Annotated in this window: 18 protein-coding genes; all 18 read left to right on the forward strand. The window is 31.0% G+C overall.

What is annotated here, in order from left to right; translation table 11 throughout:
• Positions 1-163: 163 nt before the first annotated feature.
• The 18 genes from B2694_RS03880 to B2694_RS03960 all read left to right on the forward strand — a co-directional run bounded on the left by B2694_RS03880 (position 164) and on the right by B2694_RS03960 (position 19,351).
• Positions 164-313 carry a hypothetical protein gene (locus B2694_RS03880; RefSeq protein ID WP_346884655.1) on the forward strand — a complete coding sequence of 50 codons (150 nt, stop codon included), beginning with the start codon at positions 164-166 and terminating at the stop codon, positions 311-313.
• Positions 314-624: 311 nt separating this feature from the next.
• Positions 625-1,440 (forward strand): hypothetical protein, encoded by an 816-nt coding sequence (locus B2694_RS03885; RefSeq protein ID WP_346884656.1) that lies wholly within the window; start codon positions 625-627, stop codon positions 1,438-1,440.
• 336 nt (positions 1,441-1,776) lie between these two features.
• Entirely contained in the window at positions 1,777-2,637 is an 861-nt protein-coding gene (locus B2694_RS03890) for a GNAT family N-acetyltransferase (RefSeq protein WP_346884657.1), read from the forward strand.
• Between the two features lie 412 nt (positions 2,638-3,049).
• Positions 3,050-4,822, forward strand: a complete 1,773-nt coding sequence (locus B2694_RS03895) for an ABC transporter ATP-binding protein (protein WP_346884658.1) — start codon at positions 3,050-3,052, stop codon at positions 4,820-4,822.
• A gap of 248 nt (positions 4,823-5,070) precedes the next feature.
• Positions 5,071-5,205: a hypothetical protein gene (locus B2694_RS17800; RefSeq protein WP_414632713.1), complete on the forward strand. Its 135-nt coding sequence runs from the start codon at positions 5,071-5,073 to the stop codon at positions 5,203-5,205.
• Positions 5,193-5,351, forward strand: a complete 159-nt coding sequence (locus B2694_RS03900; protein ID WP_346884659.1) for a helix-turn-helix domain-containing protein — start codon at positions 5,193-5,195, stop codon at positions 5,349-5,351. The genes B2694_RS17800 and B2694_RS03900 overlap by 13 nt, the downstream gene beginning before the upstream one ends.
• A 33-nt stretch (positions 5,352-5,384) precedes the next feature.
• On the forward strand, positions 5,385-5,858 hold the full coding sequence (locus B2694_RS03905) for a methylated-DNA--[protein]-cysteine S-methyltransferase (RefSeq protein WP_346884660.1): 474 nt from the start codon (positions 5,385-5,387) through the stop codon (positions 5,856-5,858).
• Positions 5,859-5,891: 33 nt separating this feature from the next.
• Entirely contained in the window at positions 5,892-6,563 is a 672-nt protein-coding gene (locus tag B2694_RS03910; RefSeq protein WP_346847149.1) for a response regulator transcription factor, read from the forward strand.
• A 1-nt stretch (position 6,564) separates the two neighbouring features.
• Positions 6,565-7,578, forward strand: a complete 1,014-nt coding sequence (locus B2694_RS03915; RefSeq protein WP_346884661.1) for a sensor histidine kinase — start codon at positions 6,565-6,567, stop codon at positions 7,576-7,578.
• 128 nt (positions 7,579-7,706) lie between these two features.
• Positions 7,707-8,474, forward strand: coding sequence for an ABC transporter ATP-binding protein (locus tag B2694_RS03920; protein ID WP_346884662.1), 768 nt, complete (start codon positions 7,707-7,709; stop codon positions 8,472-8,474).
• Positions 8,467-10,440: an ABC transporter permease gene (locus B2694_RS03925; protein WP_346884663.1), complete on the forward strand. Its 1,974-nt coding sequence runs from the start codon at positions 8,467-8,469 to the stop codon at positions 10,438-10,440. The genes B2694_RS03920 and B2694_RS03925 overlap by 8 nt, the downstream gene beginning before the upstream one ends.
• A 969-nt stretch (positions 10,441-11,409) precedes the next feature.
• Entirely contained in the window at positions 11,410-11,541 is a 132-nt protein-coding gene (locus B2694_RS03930; RefSeq protein ID WP_346884664.1) for a hypothetical protein, read from the forward strand.
• Positions 11,528-13,474 (forward strand): tetracycline resistance ribosomal protection protein, encoded by a 1,947-nt coding sequence (gene tet / locus B2694_RS03935; RefSeq protein WP_346884665.1) that lies wholly within the window; start codon positions 11,528-11,530, stop codon positions 13,472-13,474. The genes B2694_RS03930 and tet overlap by 14 nt, the downstream gene beginning before the upstream one ends.
• A gap of 382 nt (positions 13,475-13,856) precedes the next feature.
• Entirely contained in the window at positions 13,857-14,642 is a 786-nt protein-coding gene (locus B2694_RS03940; protein WP_346884666.1) for an ABC transporter ATP-binding protein, read from the forward strand.
• A gap of 2 nt (positions 14,643-14,644) precedes the next feature.
• A complete protein-coding gene (locus B2694_RS03945) occupies positions 14,645-16,303 on the forward strand; it encodes a hypothetical protein (RefSeq protein ID WP_346884667.1) in 1,659 nt (552 codons plus the stop codon).
• A 76-nt stretch (positions 16,304-16,379) separates the two neighbouring features.
• Complete coding sequence (locus tag B2694_RS03950) at positions 16,380-17,189, forward strand: MerR family transcriptional regulator (RefSeq protein WP_346884668.1); 810 nt, start codon at positions 16,380-16,382, stop codon at positions 17,187-17,189.
• Between the two features lie 373 nt (positions 17,190-17,562).
• The gene (locus B2694_RS03955; protein WP_346884669.1) at positions 17,563-18,096 is read left to right on the forward strand and encodes an NUDIX hydrolase; all 534 of its coding nucleotides are present in this window, start codon (positions 17,563-17,565) and stop codon (positions 18,094-18,096) included.
• Between the two features lie 199 nt (positions 18,097-18,295).
• Positions 18,296-19,351 carry a spermidine/putrescine ABC transporter substrate-binding protein gene (locus B2694_RS03960; protein WP_346884670.1) on the forward strand — a complete coding sequence of 352 codons (1,056 nt, stop codon included), beginning with the start codon at positions 18,296-18,298 and terminating at the stop codon, positions 19,349-19,351.
• The last annotated feature ends 117 nt before the right edge of the window (positions 19,352-19,468 follow it).

A 19,468-nucleotide genomic window follows, 5' to 3' on the forward strand; every position in this document is an offset into this window, starting at 1 on the left:
GAAAGTGCACTATTATAGTACAAAATAAAGGACCAGTTATTAAAAATATATATTAAGAATGTGGCAATATTAGAGGAAGATGAAATAGAGTACAGTGAAGAAGAATAAAACTATTTTAAAACATATAAAAATGATATAATATGTAGAAAAATGAGTTAAAGTAATGGAAATTGATTCAATCAAGATTAATTTAGATGATAACTTAATAAACTATCTAAGTAATGACGAAGGTGTATATATTAAAGGTATACCTTCTTCTTTTATTTTAAGAAATATTGGTATAAGTACATTGAACTTAGATATTGCAATATAGAAATAATTTAATTAGCTAGTGTATAATAAGGAACTAATTATTCTAAAGAACAATTAGTAACGATATAAGTTTAAACAATTAATCTAGGTGATTAATGAAAAAAACCTCATTTCAATGTGATACGGAGAACCGTACCATAAGTAAGTGAGGTTTTCAGCCTTAACCATTGAAATTTGTGGTTAAGGCTATTTTAGTTATATTTAATAAAGCATCCCTGGAATTATGTTTTTTATATACAATTGTGATAAACCATTCTACAATAAGAAATATAGAAGAGTGAGATCTATTTATTTATACAAGGGGGTATTTAGATGAGGGTACGTGTTTATGATAAAGAGAGGGATACTTATTTTAAATCTGAAGTTTATGCAATAATCAACTCAGGATATTATGAAAAGCTATTAGTTTTGACGCCTGAAGATATGGGAAGCAACCTAATGTTTTATGATTATTTGGATAAGACGGATAATAAACTTGTGGTACTTGTAAATTCAATTACTTTAGATAGACCATGCGAATGGGTTTATAAAAAATCACAATCTGTAGATGAACAGCTAGGTGGATATAAGGGGTTATTAGATTCGAATATTAGATTTTTTGAATATATAGGTTTTTCATGGCTATGGGATGACAGTGATACTTTGGTTAGGCTATTACAAGGTAACCTGATTCCCTTAACAGGTAGTATTTTTGAGAACAACTTATATAGTGATATAGGAGATACAGAATGGCATTATGTTGAGACACAAGATGATGTGGATATATTGATGAATCAGACATGCTATTTTCATGATTCTATTATTAATGAAATTAACTATGTTAGTGGGGGTTATGTTGATTCAAAAAAAAGTATGGGTTTTACACAGTTGAGAAAGGTAATGGTTAAAGTAGATAGCCAAATAAGCAACAATATCGAAATGATTTTTGAAGGTGTAACAGCTATGAATCTAAGGCCTCCAGCAGATAATTATTTTGGTGATATATTTGGAGCATCCATAATTTTAAGAGATGCTTCAATATTCTTCTGTGATGATGAGTTGGAACAGATTGATACTGATTATGAGGGGACTTGGATTTGTGCTTATAGCTTAAAATGGCGATTTGTTATTAATGCAAATGGCAAATAAAGAGGTATATTATGATTAAGTCGGAGTAAAGGAACTTAATATATCAAGATATAGATAATGAGTTATAGGAGATATAGTGAAGTCCAATGATACAAAAACCTCTGTTGGAGTTGTAATGGAGAATTATATCATAAGCAAATGTGATTTTTAGCCTTAGGTATTGATATAACTTGACTAAGGCTATTTTTATAGGCAAAAATACCATATCTTAAGTAATAATATATTTACAAAATATGTTATAATGAAATTAGTAACAAACTTGAATAATAGACAAATAGTAATGTGTAGTGAGAATTATATATAATACTAAGATAATTATGGGAGGAGAAAAGAGAAATGGAACTTCTATATAAAGAAATAAGTCAAAATGAGTATGATGTGGTAAAGGAAATGTTACTTCAAGATATTGAAACAAGCGAAGAATTTTTATGGGCATTGCAGAATGAACCAGGAACGCTCACTGTTGCATACATAGAGGGGGAAATTGTTGCAGTAGCACTAATAATACCAGGAAAAAAAGCATCTTGCTTAATTGTATTTGTGGCACCACAATATCGAAGGAAAGGAATAGGACAGTCTGTGGTTCAGTATGGTGAAAACAAACTGCATAAAGAAGCAAGCAAAATCATGACAAATTTTCGTGCTGATAATGAGGTGTCAAAAAGGTTCGCAAGGAGGTTTGGCTATGAGAGGCAATTTTCAAGTGCTTATATGAAACATACAGAAGGAAGGTTCGCAATTGGCCAGTTGCCTGTAAGGTTATATATTGATGAAGACTATCCACAAAGTCATGCTTTGTATGCACAGGCATTTCATGAAATGCGTATTAAAGTAGGAGATTTTCCAGATTCTATGGTTGAACAGCCAAGTGAAAAAAATCGACAAGGGTGGAATGCAGATGCAGCGAATCGTTTTACATACGAAGAAAATGATGAAATTGCTGCACATGGACATTTAGAAGGAAATGAGATTAGCAGCGTATCAGTAAAAATAGATTTGCAAGGACGTGGCATAGGAAAAAAATTTGTGATGTATTTATGCAACGAAATATATAATCGAGGTTATAAAGAAGTGGTGTTATGGTGTGTTATTGGAAATACTGCTAGGAAATTATATGATAGTCTAGGTTTTAGAGAGCTTCACATAGCAGAATTCGCTTACAAAAGCATTCATCCCCAAAAGACTATGAATATCTAATATTACCCCTAGCTATAAGGGAATAGTTGATCAATAGCCAGGAGGATAAAATGTTTAAAGCCTCACTTGTAATAGTTATGGGGATACGTATCATAAGTAACGTTGGAAGCATATTATCAATATGAAATAAATATAAAGTCAGTCTGTAGCCTGATATATTACATAAAACGTTAATTAAGGTTTAAAGTGGATTTACATTGACGATATGGTATAATGTATGGGTAAAGATTGGTAATTAATACTAGATAATTTTAAAAGGGATGAGGTGAAATATAAATGAAAAGGTTATTTGAGAAATTGTGACGTTGATATGTATTACGAAAGAAGAGTAAATATCACATAAGGGTACCTCCTAATTATTGTTCAATATAATGTTGAGTTTATTGAATGAAAGTTAACAGGAGGAAAAAGTATGTTATATTTATTCGTTAGTACGTGGAAATATGCAGGTAAAGATAGATGGAAATTGGTTACACTATATTTTTTACATTCAATTTCTATATGCGGAGAACTTTTACAGCCCTACGCATTTGGGATGGCTATAAATTCTCTTCAAACCTATCAGTTAAATAACCCAACGAAAATCATAAAATGGTTTGGACTTTATGTAGCAGGATTTTTTATATTTCAGGTTTTTCATCATTCGGGACGATGGTTCGAGTTTAATACAGCCTTAAAAAACCAGCAGCATTTAGTAGATGATGTTTATGATAAATTATGTACTCTACCATTGAAGTGGCATGCAGAACATCATTCCGGAGAGGTAGTAAACAGGATCAGGGTTGCAGGTGAAGCTATTCGCAACTTTGGATTTTCACAGAATAATTACATGGAGAATATAATCCTAATAATAGGACCGGTTATTATCCTGTCAACGGTTGACATAAGGATAGCTCTAATAAGCATCACACTTTTATCAATTAACTTATTTGTTGTTTCGAAAATGAATAAGGCAATTGAGCCTATTCTAGACAGACAAAATGAGAGCTTTCATGTGTTTTCTGCCAGGATATCCGATTTTGTGGGAAATATTAAAACAATTATAAATCTCGGGCTTGGTAGAAAGACAGGAAAAGACCTTCATGAGAAGTATGATGAGTATTATAGCGAGAACATGAATGAATTCTGGATTAACCAGCCTCGCTGCTTTATTATAGCCTTTGGAGGTATATTTACAGAACTTACAATTATAATATTTTATTTATGGTCATGCCGTAATTCTGGTGGACCTATAATGACAGGAAATCTTGTAATGATTGTTAACTATTTTAGGCAGTTGAGGGATGCATTCTTTCAGATTACAAGTAATTTTTATGAAATCATACATTGGAAGGCATCAATAAAGTCTGTAGATCCAATAAACTCAGCTGCAGAGCAAAGTTATTTAGTAAAACACACGGAGGAATACACAAAAATACTAGAACAGAATAAAAAGAGCAGATTTAATTGGAAGCGTATGTCGGTTAAAGGACTTGATTTTAAATATGGAGATAAGGGCAGTGCTCTATGCAATGTTAATCTGGATATGAAGCCTTGTGAAAAGATTGCTGTGGTAGGTTCTAGTGGGTCAGGTAAAAGTACATTTCTTAATATGCTTGCAGGCTTATATAAGCCTGATCATGTTAATCTTATAATGGATGGAAAAGAGTATAACGATTTAAAAGTAATTCAGGATATGGCTCTATTTGTACCTCAGGATTCTGAAATATTCGAAAATACTATTGGTTGGAATATTAATTTTGGACTGGAGCTAAATGAAGAAAAGCTTAAAAGGGTAATGAAAATGGCTTGTCTGAATGAGGTATTAGCTAGAATGCCAAAGGGTTTAGAAACAGATATAAGAGAAAAGGGAATAAACTTATCAGGCGGGGAAAAGCAAAGGCTTGCATTGGCAAGAGGGCTTTATTTTGCTCAAGATAAGAGTATTATGCTGCTGGATGAGGTTACAAGTAGTATAGATGCAATAAACGAAAGAGCCATAATGCAGAATATATTTGATAATTATAAAGACCGATGCATTATATGTAGCGTTCACAGACTTCATTTACTTCATATGTTTGACAAAATATTGGTTATGGATAACGGTAGAATTATTCAAGAAGGTCATTTTTCTAATCTGGTAAGTAATGAAGGTCATTTCAGGACACTTTGGCAGAAGTATATGATGCAGGAGAACACTGTTTAGGGAATTGTTATACCTATCACGGAGAACCTTATCATAAATAAATGCGAAAACTGGTCTTAACCATTGGTATTGAATGGTTAGGACTATTTTTATAAGTGAAAATATAGTATTATAATAAAATAAGATTTATATGAACTATTTATAAAAAATGTTCTAATAAGTTGTTTAGACAGAATCTAAATATGGATAAGTGGATTTCATTTTTAGATCTATATCGTTAGAGTTTGCAATGCATATCAGAGAATATATTGTTTTTAAATAGTGTAGATGATCCCATAAAAGAAGGTTTCAGACCATGTAAATTATGCAGACCTGATATAAAGGAACATAATTTTGAACCAAATAGAGAATTAATTAAAAAAATAAAGCGATGCAGCTTCTAAGTAAAAGTAATGATACTATTTTAGAGATTGCATATGATGTAGGATTTAAAAGCCTTTCTAATTTTTATAAATGTTTTAAACAAAATGCAGGTATTGCTCCTAAGGAGTATAGAAAAAGAAATAGTATAATTGAGATAAAAGTATAACCGATGATAAAAATTTTATTAGGAAGTGTTTGTATGATTAAAAAATATTATGGTTATTCTAATTCACCTATTGGCATATTAGAAATAATTTGCTCTGAAGATTCAATACTATCAGTTATGTTTGTGGAGCAAGAAAAGTCCGTGATTAATAAAGGAAATGAAATATTAGAAAATACTATTGCTCAGTTAAATGAATACTTTAATGGAAGTAGAAAAGCATTCGATTTAAAGGTTTCATTAAATGGTACTGATTTTCAAAAGAATGTATGGAATGAATTATTGAAGATTTCTTATGGGGAAACCTTATCCTATAAGAGCTTAGCGATTAGGGTAGGAAATGAAAAAAGTGTTAGGGCAGTGGGAAGTGCAAATAGTAGAAATAAAATATGGATAATAGTACCTTGTCATAGGGTTATTGGAACTAATGGAAGTTTAACTGGATATGCTGGTGGCATAGATAGAAAGCAATGGCTTTTAAACCATGAGAAGAATATACTATCGATTTAGAAATATTAGAAAGAAAAGTAAGGTGAGCAATAAATGTATAAAATTCTAATAGTAGAAGATGATTTGATAATTGCTAAAACAGTGAAGAATCACATAAGGTCTTGGGGATTTGAGGCAGAATGTGTGACAGATTTTAAGGATGTACTTGCTGCATTTGTTTCCTATAGTCCGCAGCTTGTTCTTTTAGATATTACCTTGCCATTTTTTAATGGCTACCATTGGTGTAGTGAGATTAGAAAGGTTTCTAAGGTTCCTATTATTTTTATTTCATCAGCCTCAGATAGTATGAACATAGTTATGGCTATGAATATGGGGGGAGACGATTTTATTGCAAAACCTTTTGACCTTAACGTGCTGACTGCAAAGGTACAGGCTTTATTACGTCGAACCTATGATTTTACAGGACAGACTAACTTGCTTGAGCATAAAGGTTCAATACTTAATATAAGTGATGCTACCTTAAATTATCACGACAGAAAAATTGAGCTTTCAAAGAATGAAAACAAGATACTGCAGATTCTTCTCGAAAATAAAGGCAAGGCTGTGTCTCGGGATACCATTATGACAAGGCTTTGGGAAACTGACAGCTATATCGATGACAATACCTTAACCGTTAATATAACAAGACTTCGTAAAAAGCTACAGGAGGCAGGTCTGTCTGATTTTATTACGACAAAAAAAGGTATAGGATATATGGTGGAATGATATGAAGAAAACAGAGGTTTTTAATTTTATGATTTCCTATTTCAAAGTGCGTGTTAAAGGAATTATTCTATTAGGTTTGTTTTGTACCATCTTTGCACTTGTATTTTCTTTATATAATCTTCCTGTAGAGCCAGTAGTTTATGCTAGTGTACTATGTGCATGCATAGGTGTTATCTTCCTTATAATAGATTTTATAGGATTATATAATAGACATAAATTGCTTCAAGATTTAAAAAGCAGCATTACCTTAAGCTTTGATAAACTCCCTGAGCCTAAAGATATAATTGAAAAGGACTATAAGGATCTGCTTACTACTCTCTATAGCAATAATATTCAGATTGCTCATAGCGCAGATATGAGTCGAAGTAATTTAATAGACTACTATACTTTATGGGCGCATCAAATTAAGATACCTATTTCAGCGATGGGTCTAATTCTTCAGTGGTCGGAAAGTGAGCTAAACTCAGAGCTTTCCATGGAGCTTTTTAAGATTGAGCAGTATGTAGAGTTTGTGCTGCAGTATCTAAGGCTTGAGAGCATGTCTTCTGACCTTGTGTTAAAAAAATACAGCCTCGATGATATAGTAAAGCAGGCAGTACGAAAATATGCAAGGATGTTTGTAAGAAAGAAAATTAAGTTAGATTTTGAAGAATTAAGCTGTGAGGTTTTAACGGATGAAAAGTGGTTGGTATTTGTCATTGAGCAGATTCTATCAAACGCATTGAAGTATACTAAAGAGGGAACTATTTCAATATACATGGATAATTTCAGTGAAAAGACTCTTGTTATAGAAGATACGGGTATTGGCATAAGGGAAGAAGACATAAATCGTATATGTGAAAGAGGTTTTACAGGCTATAATGGTCGATGGGATAAAAAGTCTACAGGCCTTGGATTATATTTATGTAAGCAGATTTTAAGTAAGCTATCTCACAGCATAACTATAGACTCCAGGGTTGATGAAGGGACAAAAGTAATGATCAATCTGGCAACAATTGAAGTGCAAATAGAATAAGATTTTGATGCAGCCTTACAACTGTGTAAGGTTAAAGGAAGAAATGTAAGCCAAAGTTAAGGCATACATTTCTTCCTTTTGTTATACTGAACATGTTAGAAATACTCAGTGTTTGAAAGGAGAAAATTATGTCAATATTAGAAGTGAAAAAACTTAAAAAAATATATACCAGCCGTTTTGGTACAAATCATGTTCAGGCTTTATCCGATGTGTCATTTTCAGTTGAGAAGGGGGAGTACTTAGCTATCATGGGGGAGTCTGGCTCAGGTAAGACCACCCTTTTAAATATTATTGCAGCACTAGATAAGCCATCAAGCGGCGAGGTGGTGCTGAGCGGTAGAAGCAGTATGAATCTTAAGGAAAAGGAAATTTCTAAGTTTCGTCGTGATAATTTAGGCTTTGTGTTTCAAGACTTTAATCTTCTTGATACCTTTTCTTTGCAGGATAATATATTTTTGCCCCTTGTTTTATCTGGTAAGTCCTTTAATGAAATGAATAATCGTTTAAAGCCTATTGCAAAGAAGCTTGGAATAGATGATATTTTGCAAAAATATCCTTATGAGGTTTCTGGAGGTCAAAAGCAGAGAGCTGCCGTTGCCAGGGCATTAATTACTAATCCTCAGCTTATTCTTGCAGACGAGCCTACTGGAGCATTGGATTCTCATTCAAGTGATGAGCTTCTTCACCTGTTTAATGATATAAATAAAGAAGGAGAAACCATAATAATGGTTACTCACAGCACTAAAGCAGCCAGCCATGCAAGTCGCGTGCTTTTTATAAAGGATGGAGAGGTGTTTCATCAGCTATATAGAGCTTCCATGTCCCAAGAAGAAATGTATCAAAAAATTTCCGATACACTTACTATAATTGCTACAGGCGGTGTAAAAAATGAGTAAGATGTTCTATCAAAAGTTGGCTGTAAATAACATTAAAAAGAATGGAAAGACATATTTTCCATATATACTAACTTGTATAAGCACTATTGCCATGTTTTATATCATGCATTTTATATCAGTAAATGATGGACTAAACAGTATGTCTGGGGGGACGGAACTTAAAATAATACTCAAATTAGGTACTTATGTTATTGGTTTTTTCTCAGTGGTTTTTCTTTTTTATACTAACAGCTTTCTTATAAAGAGGCGTAAAAAAGAGCTGGGTTTATATAATATTTTGGGTATGGAGAAAAAGCATATTGCTAAGTTGTTGCTTTGGGAAACCCTTTTGGTGGCAATTATAAGCATGATGTTGGGACTGATATCTGGAATTGCAGTAAGTAAGCTTATGTTTTTAGTACTTCTTAAGATTTTAAACTTTAAGGTTACAATGGGATTTGTTATATCAACTAACTCCATAGTTAAAACAGTTATTCTCTTTGGCTTTATTTTTGTTTTAACTCTTATAAATAATATGAGACAAATTCATCTTGCAAAACCTGTTGAGCTTCTTAAGGGCGGTCAGGTTGGTGAAAAGGAGCCAAAAACAAAGTGGATTCTTACTTTAATTGGAATTCTCAGCCTTGGAGCAGGCTACTATATTGCCTTAACTACAGAATCGCCTCTAGCTGCGCTTAATATGTTCTTTCTGGCAGCAATTCTTGTTATGATAGGAACTTGGTCTTTATTTACAGCAGGAAGTATTGCTCTTTTAAAAATGCTTAGAAAAAATAAGAAGTTTTATTATAAGACCAATCATTTTATAAATGTGTCTGGCATGATTTATCGAATGAAACAGAATGCAGTAGGACTTGCTAACATTTGTATTCTTTCAACTACTGTTCTAGTGATGTTATCTACAACAGTGTCGTTGTATATTGGTATGGAGGATGTGCTTAGAACAAGATATCCAAGAGATATTTCAATAAGCGCAAAAAATTTATCAAAAGAAAAGACAGAAATTATTAATAATGTTATAAAAGAGCAGGCAGATAAAGATAATATTACTTTGAAAAATATAGTTAAATACCGATCTTCATCTCTAGCTATGATACAAGATAAGAATTATTTCACAGATGATGAAAGTAATTTTGACGCAAACAATATAGGCTTCCTAGAGTTTGTACCACTAAGTGAATATAATGACTTGGAAAATAAATCTATTACTTTAAAGGAAAATGAAGTGCTGCTCTTTACTTATAGAGGAGAAATAGCTGAAGACAGTATTAATATTTTAGGCAATGAGTTTAAAATCAAAGAACGTATAAATAGCATGACAGTGGATGGAATAGCATCCGCAGTAGTTGCTAACGGCTACTTTATTATCGTACCTGATGAAAAGATAATTGAAAAAATATATGCTTCCAGCACTCAGATTGATGGCAAAATAGAGGATTTATCTTATTACTTTGCCTTTGATACTGATGATAATGCGGAAAATGAAATTGCTTTAACTAATAAAATTAATAGCAAAATAAAACAATTATCTATTAATGCACGTTGTGAAGGCTTGGAAGAATCCAGAGAATCCTTCTTTTCTCTATACGGAGGACTTTTCTTCCTAGGAATATTCCTTGGAGCACTCTTTATTATGGCTACTGTTCTTATTATATACTACAAGCAGATTTCAGAAGGTTATGATGATAAGGAGCGTTTTGAAATCATGCAGAAGGTTGGCATGAGCAAAGAAGAAATTAAAAAATCAATTGGCAACCAAGTGCTTATGGTGTTCTTTCTGCCAGTTGTAACAGCAATTATTCATATTGCCTTTGCCTTTAAGGTTATTGTGAAGCTTCTTTCGGTATTTAATCTCACTAATGTTACATTGTTTGTGATCTGCACAGCAGGAACAATTTTTGTCTTTGCTATTTTCTATGCTATTGTTTATTTTCTTACTTCACGAGTTTATTACAAAATTGTAAGCTGATTTGTTTTTTAGTTAACTTTTTTATTAGATATATTAGAATAGGAAGTTAATTGGAGAAATATCACTTGCAGATGATGCGGGGAAGCGTATCACAAGTAAGTCATAATAAGTAAAAATAAAGAAAGTATTATAAAAGATAATTTTCAATACAATGTATTTAAGTATTGGAGGAGAACCAAATCTAGATGGAGGAGGTTCTCCTTCTTATTCTTTAGAAGAAATTACTAGAGATATGATAAGATACTAATTAGTGCATTGAAGATAATTCTATTTAAAGTCATAGAGAAATCTATGGCTTTTTTTATATATAATTAAGGAACAATTGTATGAAATAATATGTTAAACTGTTGAAAAAATACTAAATTTATGTATAATATAGATAAATAGATTTAAATATAAACATGAAAGAAATATAAATGAAAAGGTGTTGTAAATATGCGCAAAGAGGTAGTTTTTAAGTAGACTAACTGAATAAGGATTGTTTTTAGAAAGTACGTTTAAAAAATCTTGAGTTATCAAGGTTTATTAGTGGTGGAATTAATTTAAGAAATATTAATGACTACCATGCTTATTTGTGTATTTCTAAAATAATCAGTATTAAAATGAGCATGTTACACCTTATTTGCATAAGTAGGAAAGCCGTGTTCTAAACACGGTATTTTTATGCCTATTTTTGCTGCATTTATAAATATGATATAAGATTTTAGTGTATATAACTTAGTAATAAGTTGTATAAGGCACGTGAAAATAAATAATAGACCAAAGATTCGAAGTATATTTGTCACGAGACAAGGATTTTAACGACGCAGTATTCGTGGCAAATAGGCGAGAAAACTGATCTATTATTTATTTGATAGTGACTAAATTAAAGTCATATATTTTATGTTTATATTTAGATCATATAATTATGAGGCTGTAAGTGAACCTGTGTTCATTTGCGGCTTTTTGTTTTTTAAGGAGATTATTAGGATGATTAAGATATCGAGATCACAACGCACAAACAAACTTTTTTGTAATATAAGGACTGTTATAGCTGAGAAGATGGAAAAAGAAGATATTAAGAGCACTAGAGGGGGAGATGATGCATATGAAAACAATTAATATAGGAATCGTGGCTCACGTTGATGCAGGAAAAACAACTACAACTGAAAATCTTTTATTCTACAGTGGAGCTATAAAAACAATTGGTATGGTAGACTTAGGTAATACTCAAACAGACTCAATGGAGCTTGAACGTAAGAGAGGAATTACTATAAAATCATCAGCAATATCCTACACTTGGAACAATGTTAAAGTAAATATTATCGACACCCCAGGACATGCGGATTTTATTTCTGAAGTAGAACGCTCTTTAAGTGTTTTAGATGGAGCTATATTAGTTATATCTGCAGTAGAAGGTATTCAATCACAAACGAGAATATTATTTAACACATTGAAGGCTTTAAAAATTCCAACCATAATTTTTATAAATAAAGTAGATAGAGTTGGAGCAAATTGTAATAAAGTTTTTGAAGAAATAAAAAAGACAATGTCTAATAAAATAGTCAGATTACAAAAGGTAGAGGGTGAAGGAAGCAGAGGGGGCTATCTAAATAATTTAGATGAAACAAATGATGATGTTATTAATATTTTATCAGATTTAGATGAAGTATTTTTAGAGAAATATGTTAACGGAATAGAATATGATAAAAAAGAAATACAAGAAAAGCTTTCACTCTATTCAAGGAAAGGAAGTTTATATCCTGTACTTTTTGGTGCCGCATCAGTTGGACTTGGCATCAAAGATTTATTAGATGGAATTTGCAGTTATCTACCATTTGCCAGTGAAGATTGCATCGGTGGGCTATCTGGAGTAGTTTTTAAAATTGAAAGAACAAATACAAATGAAAAGAAAGTTTATGTAAGATTATTTGGCGGTAAAATATCTGTAAGAGATAAAATTGAAGTACCCAATAAAGATATGATAGAAAAAGTGAATAAAATTAGTGGCTTAGAAAATGGTAAACTTGTTGAAACATCTAGTATAGAAGCAGGAGATATAGGTATTTTATATGGGCTCACAAATTTTCAGGTTGGAGATGTTATTGGAATTGCAAATGATAGAACTAAAAATATATCTATAGTTAAACCAACATTAAAAACGAATATATCTGCTGTTAACAAAGAAGAAAATAGAGAGCTATTTAAGGCATTAACCTTCCTCACAGAAGAAGATCCACTATTAGAATTAGGTATGGATGATGGAGATAAAGAGATTTATATTAACTTATTTGGTGAAGTTCAAATGGAAATACTAAGTTCTATATTAGATGATTTCTATGGAATTAAAGTAGAGTTTTCAAATATCCAGACTATTTATAAAGAAACTCCTAAAAATGTTGGTACAGCAATAATGCGTATGCAGGAAGAATTAAATCCTTTCTGGGCAACAGTAGGTTTAAAAATAGAACCTGCAGGTAGAGGCGAGGGATTAAAATATATTTCCACTGTTTCAGTAGGATCATTACCAAAATCTTTTCAAAATGCCATTGAGGAAGCAGTTGTTAAGACAAGCAAACAGGGTCTGTTTGGTTGGGAAGTTACTGATATAAAAGTTACACTCACATGTGGAGAGTTTTCTAGTCCAGTTAGCACTCCAGCGGACTTTAGAAATGTAACTCCTATGGTATTTATGGAAGCATTATATGAAGCTAAAACTTACTTGTTGGAACCTCTGCATGAGTTTGAACTAAGGATTCCACAAAATGTTTTTGGTAAAGCTATTTGGGACTTAGAAACTATGAGAGCAACCTTTGATAACTACATTATTGTTGAAGATGAATTTTTAATAAAAGGGTTAATACCAGTAGAAAATTCAAAAGAATACAAGCTAAAAATATCTTCCTATACAGAAGGTAAAGGTATGTTTCTAACAAAGTTTTTTGGATACAAGGAAATACCATTTGGATTTACTAAAACCCGCCAAAAGACAACTTATGACCCTTTAAACAAAAAAGAATATTTGCTTCACAAGTTAAATGCAATTAGAGATTAATTATTTTTTGATATATAAAGTATATTCAATAAATGGATAGAAGAAGTTAAAGGTTTGATAAAAGAGATTTTTGACAGGTAGGCTTTAAAATAAGTCTACCTTATCTTCCATGAATAAACCTTTATTTTACAATAACTCATTTATTTGCTACTATATTAGTGTATGAGATACAAGGCATCTTCAAAAAATAAATAAGTCAGAATGCTCGTCTATTTTGTGTTATACTGCGTCAACAGAACCCTTAGATCGTGCTACTATCTGCGGAACCTGTTTCCTTGACTAACTCAAAATATACTTTCCATCTTTGACTTATTATTTATTTTCAGATGCCTAAACAAAATATTAATTTTGCACATGTTGTGCTTTGGAGGTGGAAAAGCTTATGGAGAATTTAGAGAGTATAATATCAATTAAAGATCTTAGAATGAACTTTGGAGATAAACGTGTCCTAAAAGGAATAAATTTAGAGATACAGAGAGGACAAATAATAGGATATATAGGAACTAATGGTGCTGGTAAAAGTACAACTATAAAAATAATGCTTGGTATAATAGAAGGCTATACAGGACAGGTAAAAATATTAGGACAAGATATAAGTAATGGAAGTGTAGAGTACAAGAAGAAAATTGGATATGTTCCAGAGCTTGCTGATATATATGAAAATTTAACTGCATTTGAATATATAAGCTTTTTAGGTGGAGTATATGGCATAGATCAAAATACCCTTATTGAAAAAGCAATAAAGCTTATGAAGTTATTTACAATTGAAGGAGCTATAAACTCAAGAATATCTTCATATTCAAAAGGAATGAAGCAAAAGTTGCTAATAATATGTAGTTTAATTCATAATCCAGATATATTATTTTTTGATGAGCCGCTAAGTGGACTAGATGCTAATAGTGTAATGATATTTAAAGAAGTTATGAGTAGTCTTGCAAAGGAAGGAAAAACTATATTTTATTCTTCACACATAATGGATGTTGTGGAGAAGGTAAGTGATAGAATTGTACTTATTGATAATGGAACAATAGCTGCAGATGGAAGTTTTGAGGAGCTTAAAAATAGTGAAAAGGAAAGCTCTTTAGAAGAAGTATTCAATGAATTAACAGGATTTAATGAACACGGACAGATTGCTAAAGAGTTTGTGTCTTTAGTTCAAGAGGTATAGCTATGAATGAATTTGTCATATTAAGACTATTAGATAAATTTAAAGGTCTGTATAAAGAAGCCGGTGTTAATTATGATATTATGCGAATGATTTTGCAAATAAAATTAACTATGGATGGACGCAGAGTAAGTACTGTTTTGACAAATAATAATAAGTCTTCCGAAAATAAAGATAAGAATAATTATAAGCAACTACTTCTTTTTAACGGATTTTTAAGCATTTTTATTGGAATGTTAATGTTAGCTGATATGCCAGCTTTAAAAAATATAAATATTATTATAGGTGTAAATCTATTTATGATGGTATCACTTATGATATCAGATTTTTCAGCTGTTTTATTAGATGTAAAGGAAAAAAATATACTATTACCAAAACCTGTAGATAGTAGAACCTTTAATGCGGCAAAGCTTACTCATATATGTATGTATCTACTTGGTATATCTTTGTCTCTTAATTTAATGCCTTTAATTTTTGGAACAGTAAAATATGGAGTGATGTTTTTACCAATATTTTTTATGGAAAACATACTAATAGCTTTATTAGTTGTAGTAATAACGGCATTTTTATATACTTTAGTTTTAAAGTTCTTTGATGGAGAAAAGCTAAAGGATATTATAAATTACTTTCAAATATTATTAGCATTTTTATTTACTTTTGGGTACCAGTTATTTAATAGATTTTTTACTACTATAGATATTACGGCTATCTATGTACCTAAGCTTTGGCATAGTTTAGTTCCATCTATGTGGTTTGCAGCTCCTTTTGGAATATTAATAGATGAAAATAGAAATCCTTTTTTAATATTTTTATCTGTAATGGCAATATTAGCTCCAGTAATACTAATTATCCTTTATGTTAAGAAGGTAGTACCATATTTTGAAAAGAACCTTCAAAAACTAAATGATAATGGGGGAGCTATAAGAGGTGGAGATAAAATAAGAAAAGATTTTATAGCCAGAATAGTTTGCAAAGATAAAGTTGAAAAAAGCATGTTTACATTTACTAAAAATATGATATCTACAGAAAGAAATTTTAAACTTAAGGTATATCCTTCTCTTTCAATGGCTGTATTTATGCCAGTTTTATTTATTTTTACAGATAGAGATAAATCCTTTATCGAAACTATTCGAACAAGCTATGGTGGAAAAGTACATTTATTAATGTATTTAACTGTATTAATGCTATGCTTCTGCACTGCTTATATAAACAATAGCGATAATTATAAAGGTGCATTTATATATAAGGTATTACCAATAAAAGATCCAGGAGTAATATTAAAAGGAGCAATAAAAGGAACCTTATTTAAATTAGTTATACCAGTTTATTTATTTACGGCTATGGTGTTTTTAATATTAAAGGGACCATCGATAATCTTAGACTTAATTGTAATGTTTTTAGTCCTTTTAATATCATCATTAGTTTATTTTAAACTGTCAAATAAGATGATGCCTTTTAGTGTGAAATTTGCTTCAACTGATAGTGGTAAGCTTATAGGCCCAGGGGCGATTACATTTGCGCTTATTGGGATATTTGCTGCAATACACATAATAATTAGAAATAATATTACCTATGTAGTAGCATATATAGCAATTCTTTTTGTAATTAATATAATTGTTTGGAAAAGAAGCTTCAAAATAAGCTGGAAAGATATAGGGATTTAATATTGACTCTCACATGGTGTTAGGCATTATTCTAAAGATGTCATTCGAATGGCAGTAATTTATAGGAGTTGATTTTATGTTCAAGATTGGAGATTTTTCTAAGTTGACCAGGGTATCTGTCCGTATGCTAAGATATTATGATGAAGTGGGACTTTTTAAGCCTGCTAAAATTGATGACTTCACAGGTTATAGATATTATTCGGCAAAACAGATTTCAGATATTAACCTAATAGTATCATTGAGAGATATGGGCTTTAACGTAGCTGATATAGCAGTATGTATGAAGGAAAAGTCTGAGGAAAAGCTAGAAGATATTTTAAAAGTCAAAGGTGAAGAGATTAAGAATAATATAAGAGCTGAGGAAATAAGACTTGAAAAAATCAACTCCGCCATTAAGGATATGAAAAAGGAGAGGGTTAATATGAGTTACAATGTTACATTAAAATCAATACCTAGTTACAAGGTTATTTCTTTGAGGGATACTATACCAGCTTATAATGCAGAAGGCATGCTTTGGGAAAGGTTAGATAAATACATTGTATCAAAAAACATTCATTGCAACGACATTGCTTATGCTACTTATCACGATGATGACTATAAAGAAGGTGAAGTTGATGTAGAGGTAGTAATGGGCGTTGACAAACTTATGGAAAATGAAAATGAGTTTATATTCAAGGAAACTGAAGTAGTGGAGCAGGCTGTTAGCATATTAGTTCCAGGAGATTATTCTAATTTAGCACCAGCATACAACTTTTTAGGAAATTGGATTGAGGAAAATGGATATAGTATAGCTGGAAATCCACGTCAAGTTGCTATAAAAGGACCTTGGAATGAAAGAAATACAGAGGATTATTTGAGCGAAATACAGATACCAGTAAAAAAATAAAGAAGCTTATAAAAATGGCTGCACATGATGATTTAGTTATCATTATGTGCAGCCATCTTATTTAGGCTAGAAAAAACTCAGGAGCCTTTAATAATTTGTGGATATAAATTGTTTTAGACTAAAAAGTCTACGTTATGCCCATTACAGTGAATCGTATCATAAATAAGCCTCTAAATCTTTGATTTAGTTAGGCGAACTTACTCAGCGAACGAAGTGAGTCGAGTTTCCTTTAAGACCAAGTACAATTTCTAGCCTTAGGCATTGATATGACTTAACTAGGGCTGTTATTATACGTGAAAATACTGTAACATAAGTAATGAGATATAATAAACTTATCAGTAGATATAATAATATATATTAGGGGAGGTATGATATGGAACTTTGGGATGTATATGATATTAATCGAAATAAAACAAATGAAACTATGGTTCGAGGTGAACCTATTGAAAAAAATAATTATCATTTAGTTGTGCATGTATGTGTTTTTAATTCAGATGGTGATATGCTAATTCAACAGAGACAACCTTTCAAAGAAGGTTGGTCAAATATGTGGGATATAACAGTAGGTGGAAGTGCTATAAAAGGTGATACAAGCCAATCAGCAGCTGAAAGAGAATTGTTTGAGGAAATTGGGCTAAGAGTAGATTTAAAAAATATTAGACCTCATATTACCATGAACTATAACTATGGATTTGACGATATTTATTTAATTGAACAAGATGTTGATATCAATGAACTATCATTGCAGTATGAAGAAGTTCAGAAAGTGAAGTGGGCGTCTAAAGAAGAGATATTTTCAATGATAGATAGTGGTGAATTTATACCATATTATCAGAGTTTGATACAACTATTTTTTGATGCTCGAAAAAAATATGGTGCCATAAATGAAAATGAGCATATCCTGTAACTTCGCAAGTTAAAACTTATAATTTAATAAAGTGAAAATTTTAAAATAAAAAACATAGAGGTTTATTTTGTTTTAGGGGTATTGTGTGAATTAAATAATAAATACTATACAATTAGACATATATTTAAAATAATGTTATAATCCGAAAGAATATTTAGGATTTAAATAATATATAAAATCATGTGGAAGGAAGTGTAGTATGAAAAAATTATTTAAATTATTGAGCCTATCAACATGTCTTTTAATAATGTTGGTAGTTTTTGCAGGTTGTAGTAAAGATTCTTCTAGAGAAATAAGCTTTTTCAATTATGGTGAAAATATAGATGAAGAAACTGTAAAGGAATTTGAGAAGGAATATGGTATAAAGGTTAATGTAGAAACCTTTGATGATATGGAAACTATGTATCAAAAAATTAGTCAGGGCGCAGTAAACTATGATGTTATATTAGTATCTGATGTTTTAATGCCTAGAATGATAAAAAATAAGTTTGTTCAAGAATTAAATAAAGATAATATTCCTAATATATCTCAAATTGATGAAGACTATTTAAATCTAGAAATAGATCCAGGTAATAAATATTCAGTTCCTTATATGTTTGGAACAGTAGGACTTATTTATAATAAAGATGTAGTAAAAGAAGAAGTGGATAGCTTCGATATATTATGGAATGAAAAGTATAAAGATAAAATTTTTATGTTTGATACCTATAGAGACACTATAGGAGTGGCTTTAAAGAAACTTGGATATTCTTTGAATTCAACTGATCCAAAAGAAATTGAGGAAGCTAAAGAGCTACTATTAAATCAAAGGAAATTAGTCAATCCAATATATGGTGTTGATAATGGAACTGTAATGATTCCGGCAGGGGAGTCTGATATAAACATGATTTGGTCTGGAGAGGGGTTAAATCTTCAAGCTGAATACCCTAATTTAGTTTATGTAGTACCTAAGGAAGGGGCAAACTTTTGGATTGATAGCTTATGCATACCTTATAATGCTAAAAATGTTGATGGTGCTGAAAAGTTCATAAACTTTGTAAGTGATAAGGAAAGTGCATTAAGAATAGCTGATGAAATAGGGTATACAACTCCTAATAAAGAAGCAAGGCTTGAGCAACCAGAGGAAGTTAGAAATAATCCTAATGCATATATGACTAAAGAAATAATGGATAGATGTGAAATCTATGTGGATTTTCCTAGTGATGTGAAAAAGGTATATGATGATGCGTGGATACGAATAAAATCAAGTAATTAGAAATCATCTATAGTATTGTATAACAATAAAAAAGAGAGTAGATAAATTTGTGTTTATAAAAATCTATTTATTCTATAATAAAAATGGGGCTGTCGCAAAATAAAAAGCTGAAATCAA

It is taken from the genome of Clostridium sp. UBA4395 (assembly GCF_002390995.1).
GTDB classification, from domain to species: Bacteria; Bacillota; Clostridia; order Clostridiales; family Clostridiaceae; genus Clostridium_J; species Clostridium_J sulfidigenes.